Origin of the sequence: Microbacterium sp. NPDC096154 (genome assembly GCF_040302945.1) — a bacterium.
Lineage (GTDB): Bacteria > Actinomycetota > Actinomycetes > Actinomycetales > Microbacteriaceae > Microbacterium.
On sequence record NZ_JBEOSM010000002.1, the window covers coordinates 1 to 17,156 of the forward strand.

The 17,156-nt window shown below is 70.0% G+C and carries 17 protein-coding genes and 2 tRNA genes; 11 read left to right on the forward strand and 8 right to left on the reverse strand.

Going from position 1 to position 17,156, the window contains the following annotated elements; translation table 11 throughout:
• Positions 1-432: 432 nt before the first annotated feature.
• A complete protein-coding gene (locus ABTW64_RS02465; RefSeq protein ID WP_350618849.1) occupies positions 433-1,173 on the forward strand; it encodes a YceI family protein in 741 nt (246 codons plus the stop codon).
• Positions 1,174-1,217: 44 nt separating this feature from the next.
• Here ABTW64_RS02465 and ABTW64_RS02470 read toward each other — a convergent pair.
• From ABTW64_RS02470 to galU, 4 genes are all read right to left on the reverse strand, one after another.
• Positions 1,218-1,290: transfer RNA gene (locus tag ABTW64_RS02470), tRNA-Ala, on the reverse strand.
• A gap of 74 nt (positions 1,291-1,364) precedes the next feature.
• Positions 1,365-2,312, reverse strand: coding sequence for an AAA family ATPase (locus tag ABTW64_RS02475; protein WP_350618851.1), 948 nt, complete (start codon positions 2,310-2,312; stop codon positions 1,365-1,367).
• A 76-nt stretch (positions 2,313-2,388) separates the two neighbouring features.
• Complete coding sequence (locus ABTW64_RS02480) at positions 2,389-3,018, reverse strand: GNAT family N-acetyltransferase (protein WP_350618853.1); 630 nt, start codon at positions 3,016-3,018, stop codon at positions 2,389-2,391.
• A 38-nt stretch (positions 3,019-3,056) separates the two neighbouring features.
• On the reverse strand, positions 3,057-3,944 hold the full coding sequence (galU, locus tag ABTW64_RS02485) for a UTP--glucose-1-phosphate uridylyltransferase GalU (protein WP_350618855.1): 888 nt from the start codon (positions 3,942-3,944) through the stop codon (positions 3,057-3,059).
• A 108-nt stretch (positions 3,945-4,052) separates the two neighbouring features.
• On the opposite strand from galU, the gene ABTW64_RS02490 reads away from it, so the two are divergent.
• The 3 genes from ABTW64_RS02490 (at position 4,053) to mscL (ending at position 5,444) form a co-directional block, all read left to right on the forward strand.
• Positions 4,053-4,646 carry a 5-formyltetrahydrofolate cyclo-ligase gene (locus ABTW64_RS02490; protein WP_350618857.1) on the forward strand — a complete coding sequence of 198 codons (594 nt, stop codon included), beginning with the start codon at positions 4,053-4,055 and terminating at the stop codon, positions 4,644-4,646.
• A 70-nt stretch (positions 4,647-4,716) separates the two neighbouring features.
• Positions 4,717-4,983: an FmdB family zinc ribbon protein gene (locus ABTW64_RS02495; protein WP_350618859.1), complete on the forward strand. Its 267-nt coding sequence runs from the start codon at positions 4,717-4,719 to the stop codon at positions 4,981-4,983.
• A gap of 50 nt (positions 4,984-5,033) precedes the next feature.
• A complete protein-coding gene (mscL, locus tag ABTW64_RS02500; RefSeq protein ID WP_350618861.1) occupies positions 5,034-5,444 on the forward strand; it encodes a large conductance mechanosensitive channel protein MscL in 411 nt (136 codons plus the stop codon).
• 71 nt (positions 5,445-5,515) lie between these two features.
• Here the strand turns inward: mscL and ABTW64_RS02505 are convergent, their stop codons facing one another.
• Positions 5,516-5,743 (reverse strand): hypothetical protein, encoded by a 228-nt coding sequence (locus tag ABTW64_RS02505; RefSeq protein WP_350618863.1) that lies wholly within the window; start codon positions 5,741-5,743, stop codon positions 5,516-5,518.
• Positions 5,740-9,378 carry an AAA family ATPase gene (locus ABTW64_RS02510; protein WP_350619700.1) on the reverse strand — a complete coding sequence of 1,213 codons (3,639 nt, stop codon included), beginning with the start codon at positions 9,376-9,378 and terminating at the stop codon, positions 5,740-5,742. The genes ABTW64_RS02505 and ABTW64_RS02510 overlap by 4 nt, the downstream gene beginning before the upstream one ends.
• Positions 9,379-9,713: 335 nt before the next feature.
• On the opposite strand from ABTW64_RS02510, the gene ABTW64_RS02515 reads away from it, so the two are divergent.
• Positions 9,714-10,262: a methylated-DNA--[protein]-cysteine S-methyltransferase gene (locus tag ABTW64_RS02515; protein ID WP_350618865.1), complete on the forward strand. Its 549-nt coding sequence runs from the start codon at positions 9,714-9,716 to the stop codon at positions 10,260-10,262.
• Positions 10,263-10,303: 41 nt separating this feature from the next.
• A complete protein-coding gene (locus ABTW64_RS02520) occupies positions 10,304-10,942 on the forward strand; it encodes a DNA-3-methyladenine glycosylase I (RefSeq protein WP_350619703.1) in 639 nt (212 codons plus the stop codon).
• 91 nt (positions 10,943-11,033) lie between these two features.
• On the opposite strand, the gene ABTW64_RS02525 is transcribed toward ABTW64_RS02520, so the two are convergent.
• Positions 11,034-12,635, reverse strand: a complete 1,602-nt coding sequence (locus ABTW64_RS02525; RefSeq protein ID WP_350618867.1) for a monocarboxylic acid transporter — start codon at positions 12,633-12,635, stop codon at positions 11,034-11,036.
• Entirely contained in the window at positions 12,632-13,000 is a 369-nt protein-coding gene (locus ABTW64_RS02530) for a DUF485 domain-containing protein (RefSeq protein ID WP_502892293.1), read from the reverse strand. Before ABTW64_RS02530 ends, ABTW64_RS02525 begins: the two co-directional genes overlap by 4 nt.
• A gap of 123 nt (positions 13,001-13,123) precedes the next feature.
• Here ABTW64_RS02530 and ABTW64_RS02535 point away from each other — a divergent pair, with 123 nt between their 5' ends.
• From ABTW64_RS02535 to ABTW64_RS02555, 5 genes are all read left to right on the forward strand, one after another.
• The gene (locus ABTW64_RS02535; RefSeq protein WP_350618871.1) at positions 13,124-13,987 is read left to right on the forward strand and encodes a LuxR C-terminal-related transcriptional regulator; all 864 of its coding nucleotides are present in this window, start codon (positions 13,124-13,126) and stop codon (positions 13,985-13,987) included.
• A gap of 95 nt (positions 13,988-14,082) precedes the next feature.
• Positions 14,083-14,427: a histone-like nucleoid-structuring protein Lsr2 gene (locus tag ABTW64_RS02540; RefSeq protein WP_350618873.1), complete on the forward strand. Its 345-nt coding sequence runs from the start codon at positions 14,083-14,085 to the stop codon at positions 14,425-14,427.
• A 123-nt stretch (positions 14,428-14,550) separates the two neighbouring features.
• Positions 14,551-14,832, forward strand: coding sequence for a Fe-S cluster assembly protein HesB (locus ABTW64_RS02545; RefSeq protein ID WP_350618875.1), 282 nt, complete (start codon positions 14,551-14,553; stop codon positions 14,830-14,832).
• 92 nt (positions 14,833-14,924) lie between these two features.
• Positions 14,925-14,996, forward strand: a tRNA-Arg gene (locus ABTW64_RS02550).
• Positions 14,997-15,187: 191 nt separating this feature from the next.
• A complete protein-coding gene (locus ABTW64_RS02555; RefSeq protein WP_350618877.1) occupies positions 15,188-17,137 on the forward strand; it encodes a type I restriction-modification system subunit M in 1,950 nt (649 codons plus the stop codon).
• The last annotated feature ends 19 nt before the right edge of the window (positions 17,138-17,156 follow it).

The following is a 17,156-nucleotide window of genomic DNA, read 5'->3' on the forward strand; positions in this document are numbered from 1 at the left end:
CATTTGACAAGTGCACGCTGTTGAGTTCTCAAGGATCGGATGCTCCCAGCCCTGCGACTCCCGCCGCAGCCCTCCGGGGCAACTTCTCTATCTTACCGCTTGCTCATTCGCTGTCAAATCCGACACGCCGTGTCGCTTTCGACCCGCTGAACTCGCGGAGACAACCTCACCAGTGAATCAGTCAGAACCTGATCGATTCCTGAGTGGGATTGTTTGTCGCCGACCTGGGGTGGGAACCTTCCGGCTCAACCTCACCGCTTGGCGGCGACAAGGGAATACATTACGCCGATGTGGGGGGTCGGGCAAACCACGTCGCCCCTCGGGCGTGTCGCGCCGAAGCCGTGCATGTCCACCGGGGTGCCTCGCCGCGCGAACCGCGTGCGGCGCCCCGCCGGCCTGTGCTGCGCGAACGAAGAGGCGGAGAATCACGCCATGACCGCCCCCCGCCTCCACCCCCGGCGTCGCCGCACCACCATCGTCGTGCTCGCCGCATGCGGCGCCGCCCTCGTCCTCGGTGTCGCAGCCGTCGCGTTCGGGCCCGCCATCTACCGCGACGTGATCGTGGGCGCCGCACCGCCCGCACCCTCGCTCAGCCCGGGTGCGCCACCCGCAGCCGGCGCTTCGGACGCGACCGCCGTGCCGCTGACCGACCTCTCTGGTTCGTGGCACGCGTCCCCGGGCAGCTACGCGGGCTACCGCGTCGACGAGGTGCTCAATGGAACCGACGTCACCGTAGTGGGACGCACCGAGACGGTCACGGCCGAGATCCACGTGGACGGCCTGGCCGTCACCGACGCGCTCATCACGGTGGACGTGGCATCCATCGCCACGGACGAGCCGGCGCGCGACGGGTACTTCCGCGACACGGCTCTGCGCGTGAGCGAGCATCCGACGGCGACGTTCCGACTGACCGAGCCGCTCCGCGCCGAGCGCGCGCCCGCCGCAGGCCAGACCGCCACGGTCGAGGTCGCGGGCGAGCTGACCGTTCGCGGCGTGACCCGCGCCGCGACTGCAGAGATGCAGTCCGCGTTCGACGGGCGCACGGTGCAGGTGGCGGGCAGCATCCCGATCACCTTCGCGGACTACGGCGTCGAGGCCCCGAACCTCGGCTTCGTGAGCGTCGAGCCCGAGGGCTTCGTGGAGTTCCTGCTCGTGCTCGACAAAGTCTCGTAGCGGAAAGACAGAAGCCCCCGCCTTCCGGCGGGGGCTTCCTTCGGTGGACCCAGGGGGATTCGAACCCCCGACCTTCTCATTGCGAACGAGACGCGCTACCAACTGCGCCATGGGCCCGTGAACCTCGACCACATTACCAGACCTCCGCGGCCTCCCCGCACATCGGCGACCACCTCGGGCGCGCCGCGCCGTCAGGCGGATGCGCGGCGGGTGAGCAGGTCGCGCACGTGCGCCTCGATCTCGGCGTCGTCCACGTAGCCCATGCGCGCGTACGGCGACGAGGCTGCCGGCTCGGCGGCGCGCACATCCTGCTCCGCGACCCGCGCGGGCTCGACGCGTGCCGTCTCGATGCGCACGGGCGCAGGATGCAGCTGCTCGGCACGCGCGCGGAGCGCCTCCGCGCGGGCCGCCCGGTGCAGGGCCTCGCGGGCATCCGCCTCCGCACGTGCGCTCTGTGCGCGCGATCCCGCGGTCGTCGTGAGCGGTGCGGGGAGCCGGCGCGGCACCCAGCCTCGATCGGCCTCATCGATCAGGACGCCCGCAGCGCGTCGCCGTGCGGGAGCGACCGAGGTGACCGGCGCCGCCCGGCGCGCCGCCCGCGCCTGCACCGTCGCCATGCGCCGCAGCATCAGCGCGCCCGTCACGGCGAGCACGCCGCCCAGCGCCAGCCACAGGGCCCCTGCGCCGATCGCCAGCACCCACACGCCGACACCCGTCACCGCGAGCCCCGCGAGCACGAGCGCGGTCGCGACCAGCCGGACGCGACGACGCGCCTTCGCTCGGAGCACCTCGGGCGCGCTGCGCAATGCGGCAACCTCACGCCGCTGCCGCTCGATCGCGAGCAGATCCCTCTCGGCCCGCAGCCGGCTCTGCTCCAGCTTCAGGCGGCTCTGCTCGGCCTGCAGCTGACGGGCCAGCTTCTGCTTGGCGGCGGCCTCGCGCGCTGTGAGCTCGACGCGCACCTCCTCCGGCGTCTCGCTCGTCTCCGCGAGCACGCGCAGCGCCTGGTTCAGCCGCACCGCATTGCGCTCGGCCGCGTTGTACTGCATCCGGCTCTGCCAGGTGGGAAGCAGATAGACGAGCCACAGCACCGCGGCGACCGCCACGACCACGCCTCCGCCCAGCAGCTGCCCATCCATGCGCTCCACGGTAGGCGACGCGCCGCCCCTGACACGTGATGCCGCGCGCGTGTCCGCGCAGGATGGGGGTGGCGTGTCAGCCGGTGACCCGGTCAGCGGGCGGGATGTCCGCCGCGTGCTGCGGGGCGCGCCCCGTGATCCACCGCTTCAGGACGCCTTCCGGCACGTCCTCCGTGGTGAGTGCGAACGCGTAGTGATCGCGCCAGTCGCCGTCGATGTGGATGTAGCGCCGTCGCAGGCCCTCATAACGGAACCCGAGCTTCTGGACCACTCGCAGACTGGCCGCGTTCTCGGGACGGATGCAGATCTCCATCCGGTGCAGCTGCAGCTCGCTGAAGCACACATCGGTCGCCAGGGCGACCGCCGTCGGCGTGATCGCACGGCCCGCGAAGCGCTCGCTGACCCAGTAGCCGATGGTCGCCGAGGAGAGCGAACCCCGGGCGAGACCCCAGACGTTCAGCTGACCGGCGACCTCGCCCTCGTACTCCATCACGAACGGCACCCCCTGGCCGTCGCGATACTGCTGCAGCAGTCGCCGGATGCTCCCCCGCATGTCGAGGGGCGCCGCACCACCGGGGCTGGTCGCTTCCCACGGGCGCAGCCAGGAGCGGTTCGTCACCAGCTCGTGCTGCAGAGTGCGCGCATCGCGTTGACGAACGAGCCGGATGGAGATCGGCCCGTGCTGACGCGGGGCGAGGCCATCCATCCGGCTCCTTCGAACGCCGTCGAGAACGTCGTCCACCGTCACAGAGTGGCGGCGAACTCCTTGAACCACGGGCGCAGCTCGGGACCGAGGTCGGAGCGGTCGGCCGCGAGGCGCATGATCGCCTTGATGTAGTCGACGCGGTCGCCGGTGTCGTACCGGCGGCCGCGGAACACGACGCCGTACACGCCAGGCCCCGCGGGGTCGGAGGCCACCTCCTGCAGAGCGTCGGTCAGCTGGATCTCGCCGCCCTTGCCGGGCTCGGTGCGCTCCAGCACAGGGAAGATGTCGGGCGTGAGCACGTAACGGCCGATGATCGCCAGATTCGAGGGGGCGTCCTCCTTCGCCGGCTTCTCGACGAGGCCCTTGACCTTGACGACGCCCTCGGTGTCGGTCTCCTCCACGTCGGCGCAGCCGTACAGGTGGATGCTCTCGGGGTCCACCTCCATGAGCGCGATCACCATCGCGCCGCGCTTGGCCTGCTCGGCGATCATGGTCGTGAGCAGCTCGTCGCGCTCGTCGATGAGGTCGTCGCCCAGCATGACCGCGAAGGGAGCGTCGCCGACGTGGGCATAGGCGCGCAGCACCGCGTGCCCGAGCCCCTTCGGCTCGCCCTGACGGACGAAGTGGATGTCGGCCATGTCGCTCGAGGCCTGCACGCGCTCGAGGCGCCCGTGATCGCCCTTGTCGAGCAGCTTGGTCTCGAGCTCGGGCACCGAGTCGAAGTGGTTGGCCAGCGCGTTCTTGTTGCGGCCGATGATCATGAGGACATCGCGGATGCCCGCCGCGACAGCCTCTTCGACCACGTACTGGATGGCGGGCTTGTCGACGACCGGCAGCATCTCCTTGGGAGTCGCCTTGGTCGCCGGGAGGAAGCGCGTGCCCAGACCGGCCGCGGGGATGACTGCCTTGATCTGCGGGGGATGCATTCCTTCATCGTAGGTGACAAGGCGTTATCCGCCCGTGATCCCGCGAAAAGGTTCTGCCGCGTCGTCCCACCCGGCGGTGCAAACCCCCCGCACCCCTAGACTCGTCGCATGTCCGACGCGCTCGATCAGTCCAAGCGGGCGCTGCGCGCCGAGCTCCGTGAGCGGCGCCAGCAGCTGTCCGACTCGCAGCGCGAGACGGCCGCTGCGGGCATCCGCTCTCAGCTGGAGGCTCTCGTCGCGTCTCTCGGCGCGCGCAGCGTCTCGTGCTTCCTCTCCTCCCCCACCGAGCCCGGCACGCGACCCTTCATCAACGCCGCGATCGACAGCGGCGTCCGGGTGCTCCTGCCGGTGATGCGCGAGGACGGACTGCTCGACTGGACGGTCGCCTCCCCCGGCGGCGAGGAGGTGCAGAGCGCGCTGGGCGTCCCGGAGGCCGTGGGCGAACTGCTGGGACCGATCGCGGTGAACGACGTCGACCTGATGATCGTGCCGGCCGCAGCGGTGGACCGGTCGGGGATGCGCATGGGCTGGGGTCGGGGGTTCTTCGACAAGACCCTCGGTTCGATGGACCGGCGCCCGCCCGTCTACGCGGTCATCTATGATTCGGAACTGGTCGACAGCGTGCCGCGCGACGTGCACGACCAGCCGGTGACAGGCGTCGTGACGCCGACCCGCACGGTCACATTGCCGACCGATCACTGACGCCGTCTCGGCCGCCCGCTGCCGGGCGCGAGCCGGCGCCGCTCCAGCCACCCAGATCCGACGAGGTCTCATGCCCACCTACGCCTATGCCTGCAAGTCCTGCGGACACCGTTTCGATGCCGTCCAGTCCTTCAGCGACCCCACGCTCACCGAGTGCCCCGAGTGCCGCGGCGAGCTTCGCAAGGAGTACGGCTCGATCGGGGTGACCTTCAACGGCTCCGGCTTCTACCGCACGGACTCGCGCGGGTCGTCCGGCACGGGCACTTCTGCTGCTGGCGGCACCTCCGCCCCTGCTGCATCATCGAAGCCGGAGGCGTCACCCGCAGCGGGCGCGTGACGACGGATCCGAGGCGTCGGCACGCGCGCCGGCAAGAAGGGGGAACCAGCATGCTTCAGGGCTTCAAGGACTTCATCACCCGCGGCAATGTCATCGATCTCGCGGTCGCGGTGATCATCGGCGCCGCGTTCACTGCGATCGTGACCGCCGTCGTCGACAACCTCGTGAACCCGCTGATCGGCGCGCTGGTGCCCTCCGGGGATCTGGCGGAGTGGGTGATCCCGGTGCCGGGTCTGTTCGCGACGGCGAACTTCGGCATCGGCGCGATCATCTCGGCCATCATCAACTTCCTGGCCGTCGCCGCGGTCGTGTACTTCCTGCTGATCGTCCCGATGAACAAGCTCGCCGAGCGGCGCGCCGCCCGGCTGGGCGTGCAGGAGCCCGAGGCGCCCTCGGCTCCGACGCAGGAGGAGCTGCTCGCGGAGATCCGCGACCTGCTCGCCTCGCAGAACCGGGGCTGACCCGCTGCCTGCTTTCCGAAGGCCGCTCCGATTCGTCGGGGCGGCCTTCGTCGTGTCGGCCGTGCCGTCCTTCAGTAGTGCGGGGGAACGTCGCCGCGCAGCCGGTCGTCGTTCGGTCCCTTGTCCCCCGCTGCCGGAGCAGGCGGGGTCGCGCCGCGCAGCGTGGCCTCGGCCTCGGAGTCGCTCAGCGTGCCCTCGACCGGGGTGAGCTTCGCCCGTCGCGCGCCGCGCACGCGCACGACGCGCTGACGCGGCGGCTCATCCTGCCGCCCCGCGCCGTCTTCCGTCTGCCCGCTCACATCGTGAGCGGCTGCGTGTCGCCGTCGGCACGCTGCGCCTCGGGCGAGACGCCGAGCACAGCCGCGATGCGTCCGGCGACGGCCGCCGGGTCGCTGTACAGGTCGAACGCGTGCACGCGCACGTAGTGCCAGCCGAGGCGGCGCAGCACGTGCGGGCGCAGACGCAGCGACTCGCGCAGCGACTCGCCGCGCGACTCGGGGTCGGGCTCGACGACGACAGCCTTGCCACCGTGCTGCGCCACGAGCGGCAGCAGCCCGCGGTAGTCGACGTCGACAGCAACGCCGAGGCGTCGCAGCTCGCGCGCGAGGGCGAGCGTCAGCGGGTCGGCGAGGTCCTCGAGGCGGGCGTCGCGTCCGCGCGCCGCGATCGCGCCCAGGATGCCCATCAGGGTGGCGGCGCCATGCTCGAGCCGGCCCTCGTCGTAGGCGGACGGACGGATCGAGGAGACGATCACCATCGAGCGGCGCGCCCTCGTCATGCCGGCTGTGAGCAGACGCTCTCCATCGGGAGTGGAGAGGTCGCCGAAGTCACTCAGCACACGGCCGTGACGGGTCAGGCCGTATCCGACCGAGAAGATCACCCGGTCTCGACTCTCCGCCGTCGCCTCCTCCAGCGTGAGCACCGCAAGCGGCTCGGCCGTCTCCCGCGCCACGAAATCGGCGACATCCGCCCGTCCGGCGAACGCCTCCGTCACCGCATTGCGCACGCGCTCGGCATGCCGACGGCTGGGCGTGACCACCATCAGCGACTCGTTCGGGCGGTTGACCGCGTGCTCGACCACGAGCGTCACGACGCGGGCCACCTCGGCGTCCGGGCTCTCGACGGATCCCGTCACGGGATCGGGAGCGCCCGACCCGCCCTCGACGTAGTCGACCGACAGACTGCCGCGGCCCAGGTACGAGCCGGCCCAGGGCAGAGACACGATCTCGCCACCGTAGAAGGCGTCGTTCACCAGCTCGGCGAGGTCCTCGCCGCCCGCGCGATAGCTGCGGGTGAGCGTCGCCACCGGAAGGATCTCGGCCAGGCGCTCGAACAGGCTGTCGCGCTCGGCGGCCGCGCTCTCCGACGGCTCGCCGGCCGCCGCCACGACGAAGGGCGTGGGGCGCTGCGTGACCGGGTCGCCGAAGGCGACGACCTGACGCGCCCGTCGGATGGCCGGCGCCGCCTCGGTCACGTTCACCGCGCCCGCGTCGGCGACGATCACGACATCGAACGCCGGGTCATCCGGAATCGTGGGCACCTCGTACGGCGACGCGATCCAGACGGGCGCCAGGATGCGTCCGAGCGTCGGGGCCGCGCGCTCGAGCCCGGCCGCGGTGATCTGGCCCTGGGTGAGCGCGTGGCGCAGCGCGCGCGACTCGTCGGGCTCGTCCACGATGCCGATGCGCCACTGCGCGGCGAGCTGCCACGCGAGCAGCGGACCGGATGCCGCGGCGTGGGCCTCGTCGACCAGCCGGAAGTCGCGCTCGAGGCGGTCGACGACCGAGGTGTTGGCGCCGAGCAGGGCGCGATCGCTCTGCAGCAGATGCTCGAGCACCGACTGCCACCACGCGAACTCGAGCTCCTCGCCCACGCGCTCCTCGTCGACGTGACGCACCGACAGCTCGGTCAGGAGCGGCTCGAGCCCGAGGCGCGCGAGCTCACCGCGCAGCTCGGCGCGCTCGACGATGTTGTCGAAGACCTCGGACTCGGCTGCCAGGCCGGCGAGGGTGCGCACGAGGCGCTGCACAGGCATGGCCGCGAGCCGCGTGCCGCGCCCGAGAGCACCGTCGAGCTCGGAGAGCTCGGCCTCGACGCGCTGCCACTCGACCTGGACGTCACCGAGCCCCAGCGGGATGTCCGGGATCGTGCCGACGTCGACGAGCTTCTGCCACTGCGCCCGCTGGTGCTGGATGCGCACGAGCGCGTCGTGCATGTCTCCGATGTGCACGCCCGGACGCAGGTACTCCTTCGCGAGCCGCTTGAGCCGGCGGCGGCCCGCACCCGTCATCTGCGCGTCGCGGCGCGGACCGTACGCCCGGATCATGTCGGACAGGGGGCGCTCGAACACCGTCGGGCTGAAGCGATCGAGCGAGTCGCGGATGCCGTGCAGCAGACGCAGGAACTCACCGAGCTCGTCGATCGTGGTGAACGGACGCATCCGGGTCTGGGCGATCAGCTCGTACCCGCGCTCGAGCAGATCCGGCACGCTCTTGCGCTGCAGCTTGCCGGCCAGCTCGTGCGCACGGCGTGCTTCGTCGGTGGTGGCGAACGTCACCCCGTACCAGGGCGAGTCGTCGGGGCCGACCTTGAACTCGCCGAGGCGAGCGGCCAGCGCCAGGGTCGACGCGGCATGGCGGCGGTCGCCGGCGAGCGCCTCGAGTGCGCGACTGCCGAGGCGCGCGGAGGTCGAGGGGGGCTCGGGGAGCGAGGCCAGCCTGGTCAGGGCGCGTACGGCGTCGAGCACCGAGACGCCGAAGGCGTCGTGCGTCCGCGTGAGGGAGCGACGGTAGTCGCGCAGCACGGTCCGCAGGCGGACGAGGGCGTCGTCGATCTCGGCGACCTTGGGCTGCGTCGCCTTCTCGTTGCGGCCGATCGCCCTGATCAGGTCGCGACGCAGATCGGACGGCGACACGGCGAGGCCGTCCAGGCCGATGCCGGCGAGGCGATGGCGCACGCCGTCGAGCGTGGATCGGCGCGCGCTGACGACGAGCACGCGCTTGCCGGCGCGCACGAGCGACCCCACCGCGTTGATGACGGTCTGGGTACCGCCCGTGCCGGGGAGCGTGTGGACCACGAGCGATTGTCCGGCGACGATGCGGGCCAGCACCGCCTCCTGCTCGGCATCGGCGTCGAGCAGGAGGGTGTCTGCCGCGGGCGCGCGGTCGTCCGGGTTCGGAACCGCGGGAGCCTTGGCCTCGGCGTCGAGCGCCGCGAGGTCTTCGGGGTGCCCCGCGAGCGCGTTGAGCAGCGGGTGGTCGAGGTCGGTCAGATCGCGCGCCATCGCGCCGCCGACGTCGGCGAACGTCGAGACGATGAGCCGCGGGCGCACCGTGAAGGTGTCGACGTGGGCCAGCGCGGCCCGCAGGTGGTCGATCACGGGCTGGGGCTTGAAGACGCCTTCGTCATACGCGAGCGCCGCGAGGGAGTCGCCGTGGAGCTCGACGCCGAAGTGGTCGCGCGCCGCGCGCACCAGCTCGGGGTTCACCTGGAAGGCCCCGTGCAGCTTGAGCTCGAAATCGCTGTGGTGCCGCCGGATGGCCAGCGGTCGCAGCAGGACGGGTGCCGCGAACTCCTCGTCGGCGACGCGCCATACGGCCATCCCCACGGCGAGGCGCACGGCTTCGATGCCCCGCACGGTGCGCAGCTCGAGGTGCTTGGCGGTGATGCGCTCGGCCGCGATGCGCGCGGTGCGGAGGGCGACCTCGTCGCGGAACAGGTTCGACAGCAGCGTCGACTTGCCCGTGATGAACTGCGGCAGGCTGCCCGGATGGGCCTTGGTGATGTCGATGCCCGCCTCGGCGGCCTCGCGGCCGTCGGCGCCGAGCGGGTAGTGCAGCAGGGGCGAGAGGCCGCCGAGATCACCCGCCACGGCGCGCACGCGCTCGCGCTCGGGATCGGCGACGTGCGCGATCACGAGACCGGGCTCGGCCATGCCGAGGTCGGTCGGGGTCACGATGGTCCCCGTGTCGTCCGCGGCGACATGGTCGACCGCGGCGCTGCCTTCTGTTCGCCACACGTGAGTCAGGGTAGGCGCGCGACACGCTGACGACGCGCGGCGCCCCCGGAGTTTCGCCGGATTGGATCGAGCGCGTGCTCCCGCTGGGCGGGCCGGCGGCGCGGGAGCCGCACCCGCGGGGCGGGCCGGCGGCGCGGGAGCCGCATCCGGACGGCCGCGACGCCTCGTCCACAGGACGCGCGCATCCCTCGGCGCATCCTCGCCGCACCGCCGCGCCGCCGCATGTCGCCGGTGCACCCCAGGATGGAGGCGTGACCCTCCGCTACGACCTCGCCCCGACGCCTGTGGGCACCGCGATCGCCGTGCTCTCTCCCCTGGGCCTGCTGGCGCTGCGCGTGACCGCGGACGACGACCGCTGGGTTCTCGAGATGCTCGCGCGCGAACACGGCGTGGTTCCCGACCACGCGCCTGGGGCGGGCAGCGACCTCTTCGCCCAGCTCGATGAGTACTTCGGCGGCGCCCGACGCTCCTTCGACATCGAGCTCGACTGGGGTCTGACGAGAGGGTTCGCCGCCCAGGCACTGCGGGCTGTGTGCGACATCCCGTACGGCGAGACCGCCAGCTATGGCGAGGTCGCCGCCATGGCCGGTCGGCCGGGTGCCGCACGGGCGGTGGGCTCCGCGTGCCGCGCGACGCCGTTCTCGCTCGTCGTGCCGGTGCACCGCGTGATCCGCTCCGACGGCTCGCTGGGCGAGTACGGATCCGCACCGGAGGCCAAACGCTTCCTGGTCGACCTCGAGCGGCGCTCATCCCGGTCCGCCGCGTCCTCACCCGCCCGCGAACGGAGCCGCCGAACATGACCGATTCCGACAGGATCGATTCCGCCATGACCGAGCCGAAGATGACCGCGCCTGAAGCGACGGACGCCGAGCGGGTCGCGGGTCCATCCTCCGAGCTCGTGGTCGGCCCCGATGGCCTCGCCCGCCCGCTCTGGGCGGCGCGCGATCCGCTCCTCCAGGCGTACTACGACACCGAGTGGGGCATGCCCGTGCGCGACGAGCGGGGCCTGTTCGAACGGCTCAGCCTCGAGGGCTTCCAGTCGGGGCTGTCGTGGGCCACCATCCTGCGCAAGCGGCCGGCGTTCCGCGCGGCCTTCGCCGACTTCGATCCTGACACGGTCGCGGCGTTCGACGACACCGACGTGGAGCGCCTGATGCACGACGCCGGCATCGTGCGCAACCGCGCGAAGATCCTCGCCACCATCGGCAATGCCCGGGCGACGGTCGACCTGCGGGAGGACGGCGGCCTGGCCCAGCTGCTGTGGCGCTTCCAGCCGGCTCATACGCCGACGCCGCGCACGCTGGCCGAGATCCCTTCATCGTCGCCCGAGTCGGTCGCACTGTCGAAGGAGCTCAAGCGCCGGGGCTTCCGGTTCGTCGGGCCGACCACGATGTTCGCGCTCATGGAGGCGGTGGGGATCGTCGACACGCATCTGCTCGCCAGCCACCGCCGCGGCACCAGCGGCGTGTGGACGGCGTGAGCGCCGCGAGCGGAAGACGACCGAGCGCCGGTCGGGGCGAGTAGGCCGCCCCGGCCGGCGCTCGGCATGTCGCCTCTCGGCGACGCGGTCCCTAGTGCTGCACCGCCTTCTCCGCGCCGTGCCCGGTGAGCGAGCGCACTTCCATCTCGGCCGCGAGGCGGGGGTCCTCGGCCCCCTTCTTCGAGGTGAGCGAGCCGATCCAGCCGAGCAGGAAGCCGACGGGGATCGACACGATGCCGGGGTTGCTCAACGGGAAGATCGCGGTGCCCTCGCCCGTCTTCAGCACGCTGGTCTCGCCGCCGAAGAACACGGGCGACAGCACGATCAGCACGATCGCGGTCAGAAGGCCGCCGTACATGCTCCACACGGCGCCGCGCGTGGTGAAGCCCCGCCAGAACAGCGAGTACAGGATGGTCGGCAGGTTGGCCGACGCGGCGATCGCGAACGCGAGCGCGACCAGGAACGCCACGTTCTGTCCCAGCACCGCGATGCCGCCCACGATCGCGAGCGCTCCGATCACGAGGATCGTGATGTTCGCGACCTTGCGCTCGTCGCGCTCGGTGGCCGTGCCCCGCTTGATCACGCCGTTGAAGATGTCGTGCGAGAACGACGCCGCCGCCGTGATCGTGAGGCCGGCGACGACGGCCAGGATCGTCGCGAATGCCACCGCCGAGATGATGCCCATGAGGACCGGACCGCCGAGCGCCTGCGCGAGCAGCGGTGCGGCCGAGTTCACGCCGCCCGGCGCGCCCGCGATGGTGTCCGGGCCGACGATCGCGGCCGCGCCGTAGCCCAGCACGAGCGTGAGCAGGTAGAAGAGGCCGATCAGCATGATCGCCCACACCACCGAGCGACGCGCCTCCTTCGCGGTCGGCACCGTGTAGAAGCGCATCAGCACGTGAGGCAGGCCCGCGGTGCCCAGCACGAGCGCCAGGCCGAGCGACAGGAAGTCGACCGGGTTCGTGTACTGCAGGCCCGGCGCCAGCACTGCCTCGCCGTGCGGCGAGTTCGCCGCCGCATTGCCGAGCAGGTCGACACCCTGCAGCACCAGCACCCAGACGGTCATGATGATCGCGCCGCCGATGAGCAGGAAGGCCTTCACGATCTGCACCCAGGTCGTGCCCTTCATGCCGCCGATCAGCACGTAGCCCACCATGAGCACGCCGACGACGGCGACGACCACCGCCGTGCCGACGCGGTCGTTGACGCCCAGGAGCAGTGAGACCAGGCCGCCGGCACCCGCCATCTGCGCCAGCAGATAGAAGAAGCAGACGACGAGCGTGCTGATGGCGGCGGCCATGCGGACCGGGCGCTGCTTGAGACGGAACGAGAGCACATCGGCCATCGTGAACTTGCCGGTGTTGCGCATCAGCTCGGCGACGAGCAGAAGCGCGACCAGCCACGCGACGAGGAATCCGATCGAGTACAGGAAGCCGTCATATCCGTTGACGGCGATCGCACCGCAGATGCCGAGGAATGACGCCGCCGAGAGGTAATCCCCGGCGATCGCGAATCCGTTCTGCGGACCGGAGAACGAGCGTCCGCCGGCGTAGAAGTCGGCCGCGGTCTTGTTGTTGCGGGCGGCGCGGATCACGATGAACATCGTCACCGCGACGAACACGCCGAAGATCGCGATGTTGAGGACGGGATCGTTCTGGACGGTCGATTCGGCCGTTGTGAAGACCGCGTTCATGCGCCCGCCTCCCGCTTCTCGAGATCCTCGCGGATGGCGGTCGACTTAGGGTCGAGCTTGTTGTTGGCGAATGCGACGTACCAGAGCGTGATGATGAGCGTCGTCACGAACTGTCCGAGTCCGATCAGCAGGCCCACATTGATGTCGCCGATCACCGGCTGCGCCATGAAGTCCTTGGCCCATCCGGCGAGCAGCACGTAGATGAAGTACCAGATCAGGAAGAACGCCGAGAGCGGGAAGACGAATGAGCGGTGCGTCCGCTTCAGCTCCCGGAACCGGGGAGAGTTCTCCTCGGCGATGTAGTCGATGCGTCCCGTTGCTGGGGCGCCGGGGGACGTTTCTGTCACGAGGCCTCCTTGCCACATGTCCTCCGCAACGGCGCTTCACTGCGCCGCACGCGCACCACCAGCGCACACGCAGCGCCGGTGGTAGGTTCGACGCTACGAAAGACGGCGAAGCGGCCGTCACCCCCGAAAGTAGGTAGCCGGTTGCCCCTGCCTGAGCACCTCGCCGACGACCGCAGGCTGGTCGCGGACGCCGTGCGCGAGCTGGCTCGACGCACGAGATTCCCGATCGCGTTCGGAGGCCTCATCGAGGACGGCACGGCGCACATGTCGGCCTTCCTCGGCAACCACACCGACGCGCTCAACGGCCTCTCGGTGCGGCCGGAGCGCGGGCTCGGCGGACGCGCGATGGTCGAGCTGCGGCCCCGTATGACGGGCGATTACCGCACCGCTCGGCAGATCACTCATGACTACGACGGCTACATCCTCGGCGAGGGCATCGGCACGCTGATCGCCGCTCCCGTCGTCGTGGCCGGCCGGCCCCGTGGCGTGCTCTACGGCGGCGCGTGGGGCCGTTGGAACATCGGCGGCGTCGCCGCGGCGCCGGCGATGCGCGTCGCCGACGATCTCGCGCGCGAGCTCGCCGTGCGTGACGAGGTGCGCCGGCGGATGAGCGACCTCCCGACGCCCCAGCAGGCCGATCCGCTCTCCCCCAGTCACCGCGAGGAGCTGCGCGAGAGCTACGCCGAATTGCGCGCGATCGCCGCGGAGATCGACGACGCTGCCATCCGCGCCCGGCTCGCCGACGTCGAACGCCGGCTGGCGGCCCTTTCGGGATTCGCCGAAGCGCCGCAGACGGAGCCCGCCCCCGAAGTGCGCCTTTCTCCGCGCGAGATCGATGTGCTCGCCCGCGCGGCACTCGGCGAGACCAATGCCCAGATCGGCGCCCTGCTGGGACTTCGCGAAGGAACCGTCAAGGCGTATCTCAGCGCCGCAATGGCGAAACTCGACGCGTCCACTCGCCACGCCGCGGTCGCACGAGCCCGCAAATGGGGACTTCTGCCTTAGCACGCCGCCCGGGCAATTCCGGCATTTTCCACAGATGCGGCAGTGGGGAGATGTCTCCCTGAAATATCCCACTCAAAAGGACTATCATCACGGCCATGGCCCGAAAGATCGTTCACCAGCTCGTCGATGACATCGACGGCACCGTCCTCGAACCCGGTGAGGGCGAGACCGTGCTCTTCTCGCTCGACGGCAAGAGCTACGAGATCGACCTGACCGCGGAGAATGCGCAGAACCTGCGCGACGCCTTCGCGGATTACATCTCGGCCGCCCGGCGCATGTCGTCGGGCGCTTCCTCCTCGTCCGCTTCCCGCGGACGCCGCCGCGGCGGGCAGACCGACTACGCGCCCATCCGCGAGTGGGCGAAGAAGAACGGCTACACGGTCTCCGAGCGCGGCCGTGTTCCGGCCGCCATCATCGAGGCGTACGAAGCCGCCAACTGATCGCGAACGCGACTCTCCACGACGCCCGACCCCCAGGTGTGTATTGCCTGGGGGTCGGGCGTCGGCCTTGATATCGCTCGGGATTCTCGGAATCGTGGCCGGTCCCGAGGGAAGGAGAGCCAGATGCTCACGCTTACCGAGAACGCCGCGGACGCCGTCCGCACGATCGTCTCCCAGACGCCGGATGCCCCGACCGCGGGTCTGCGCATCCAGGGAACCAGCGCGTCGGTGGAGGGCTACGCGCTCACGCTCGCCCCGTCGCCCGAGCAGGGCGACACCGTGGTCGAGAACGGAGAGGCCCGTGTCTTCCTCGAGCAGGTCGCGGCCGACGAGCTGGACGACAAGGTGCTCGACGCACAGGTCACCCAGGAGGGCGTGCGATTCGCCCTCGCTCTGCAGCAGTAACGCGCCAGACGCGTCCACGCGGCGCCGCCCGGTTCCTTCCGGGCGGCGCCGCGTCATGTCTGCGGACGCCGCCGGTTAGACTGGCCGAGCCAGCCTCTGTAGCTCAATGGAAGAGCAGTTCCGTCCTAAGGAAACGGTTGGGGGTTCGAGTCCCTCCAGGGGCACCGTCTCATTTTCTCTCTGACCAGGATTCCTTCTCGGTGGCGCCAGACGTCGGCAGGCGGAAACGTGCGGGTCCGATACGGGCGGTTAGGCAGGGAATCGCTGCTCGAGACCCGAGCGCGATAGGCCAGGATGGGAGAGTTCGCGGCGCCGCAGCCGCTTGTTCGTTGCTCTACAGCAGGAGTGCCCACCTGTGGTGAATCACGTCGCCTTCATCTGGAACATCGCGGAGTCACTTCGCGGACCGTTCAAGCCCTCGGAGTACGGGTCGGTCGTCCTGCCGTTCACGGTACTTCGCCGCCTCGACGCCGTCCTCGCCGATACGAAACCCAGTGTGCTCGACGTTGCGAAGTCGATCGAATCGCTTCCGGGGATGCTGCAGGCGATCAAGCTGCAGGAGGCATCCGGTCATCAGTTCTACAACACCTCTTCGTTCGACTTCGCCAAGCTCGTCGCCGACCCGGCCGACTTGCGCGCGAACCTGTCCGCCTATCTGGCGGGGTTCTCGCCGAACGTGCGCGACATCTTCGAGCGGTTTGAGTTCGACAAGACCCTCAACAAGCTCGCGGAGAAGAACAAGCTGTTCGCGGTAACGGAGAAGTTCGCCCAGGCCGACTTCCATCCCCGGACGGTCAGCAACATCCAGATGGGGCTGGTGTTCGAGGAACTGATCCGGTGGGCGAACGAGCGCTCCAACGAAACCGCCGGCGACCATTACACCCCGCGCGAGGTCATCTCGCTGATGGTGCAGCTACTGTTCGCGCTCGACGACGACGCCCTATCGAAGGCGGGGGCCGTCCGCTCTATCTATGACCCGACCGCCGGCACCGGCGGCATGCTATCGGTCGCGGACGAGCACCTGCGCAAGATGAACCCGGGCATCCAGCTGAGCTTGTACGGGCAGGACTACAACGACCAGTCGTACGCGATCTGCAAGGCCGACATGGTCATCAAGGGACAGGACGTCGACAACATCGCCCTCGGCGACACCCTCACCGAGGACGCGTTCGAAGACAAGAGGTTCGACTACGGCCTATCGAACCCGCCGTTCGGTGTCGACTGGAAGGACCAGCGCCCTTTCGTCGATGATGAGCACACCAAGCTCGGGTTCAACGGTCGCTTCGGCCCCGGCACCCCCGCGGTGAGCGACGGCGCGATGCTGTTCCTGCTGCACCTGGTGTCGAAGATGCGCAAGCGCGAAGACGGCGGCTCCCGCATGGCGATCGTGCTCAACGGATCGCCGCTATTCTCCGGCGGCGCGGCCGGCGGCGAGTCGAATATCCGCAAGTGGCTGCTCGACAACGACCTCGTCGAAGCGATCATCGGGCTACCGAAGGACATGTTCTACAACACCGGCATCTCCACGTACATCTGGGTGCTCACCAACCGCAAGGACACCGAGCGCAAGGGCCGGGTACAGCTCATCGATGCCCGCGAGATGTTCCGCAAGCTCCGCAAGGGTCTCGGTTCCAAGCGCAATGAGTTGTCGCCGGAGAACATCGAGACCATCGTCAGCCTGTACGCGGTGTTCGAAGACGGCGAACAATCAAAGATCTTCCGCAACGAGGACTTTCTGTACCGCACCATCACCGTCGAGCGCCCGCTCAAATTGAACTGGCAAGCGAGCCCCGAGCGCATCGACGCCGTCATGCGAGCCAAGGCGGTGCAGAAGCTGAGCGAGACGGATGCCGGAGCCTTGCGCGCCGCCCTCGACCGGCTCGGCGCCGAGCGGGTGTGGAAAAACCGTGACGATTTCCACAAAGCGCTCAAGGATGCCGCGAAGGCCGAGGACCTCGCCCTCCCTGCCCCGCTGCTGAAGGCGGTGACCACCGAACTCGGCGAGCAGGACGACACCGCCGACACCTGCACCGACGCAAAGGGCAACCCCGAACCGGATGCCTCGCTCCGCGACACCGAGAACGTGCCGTGGCACGAGGATGTCGACGCCTACGTCGCCCGCGAAGTCCTCCCGTACGCGCCCGATGCGTGGGTCGATCACGCCAAGACCAAGGAAGGCGCGGAGATCCCCTTCACCCGCCATTTCTACCGGTACGTGCCGCCCCGCCCGCTCGAAGAGATCGACCGCGACCTGGAGCGTGTCATGAACGAGCTGCGCGCAATGCTCGCCGAGGTGGAGGGTTGAGGATCCAGTCCGAGCTCCT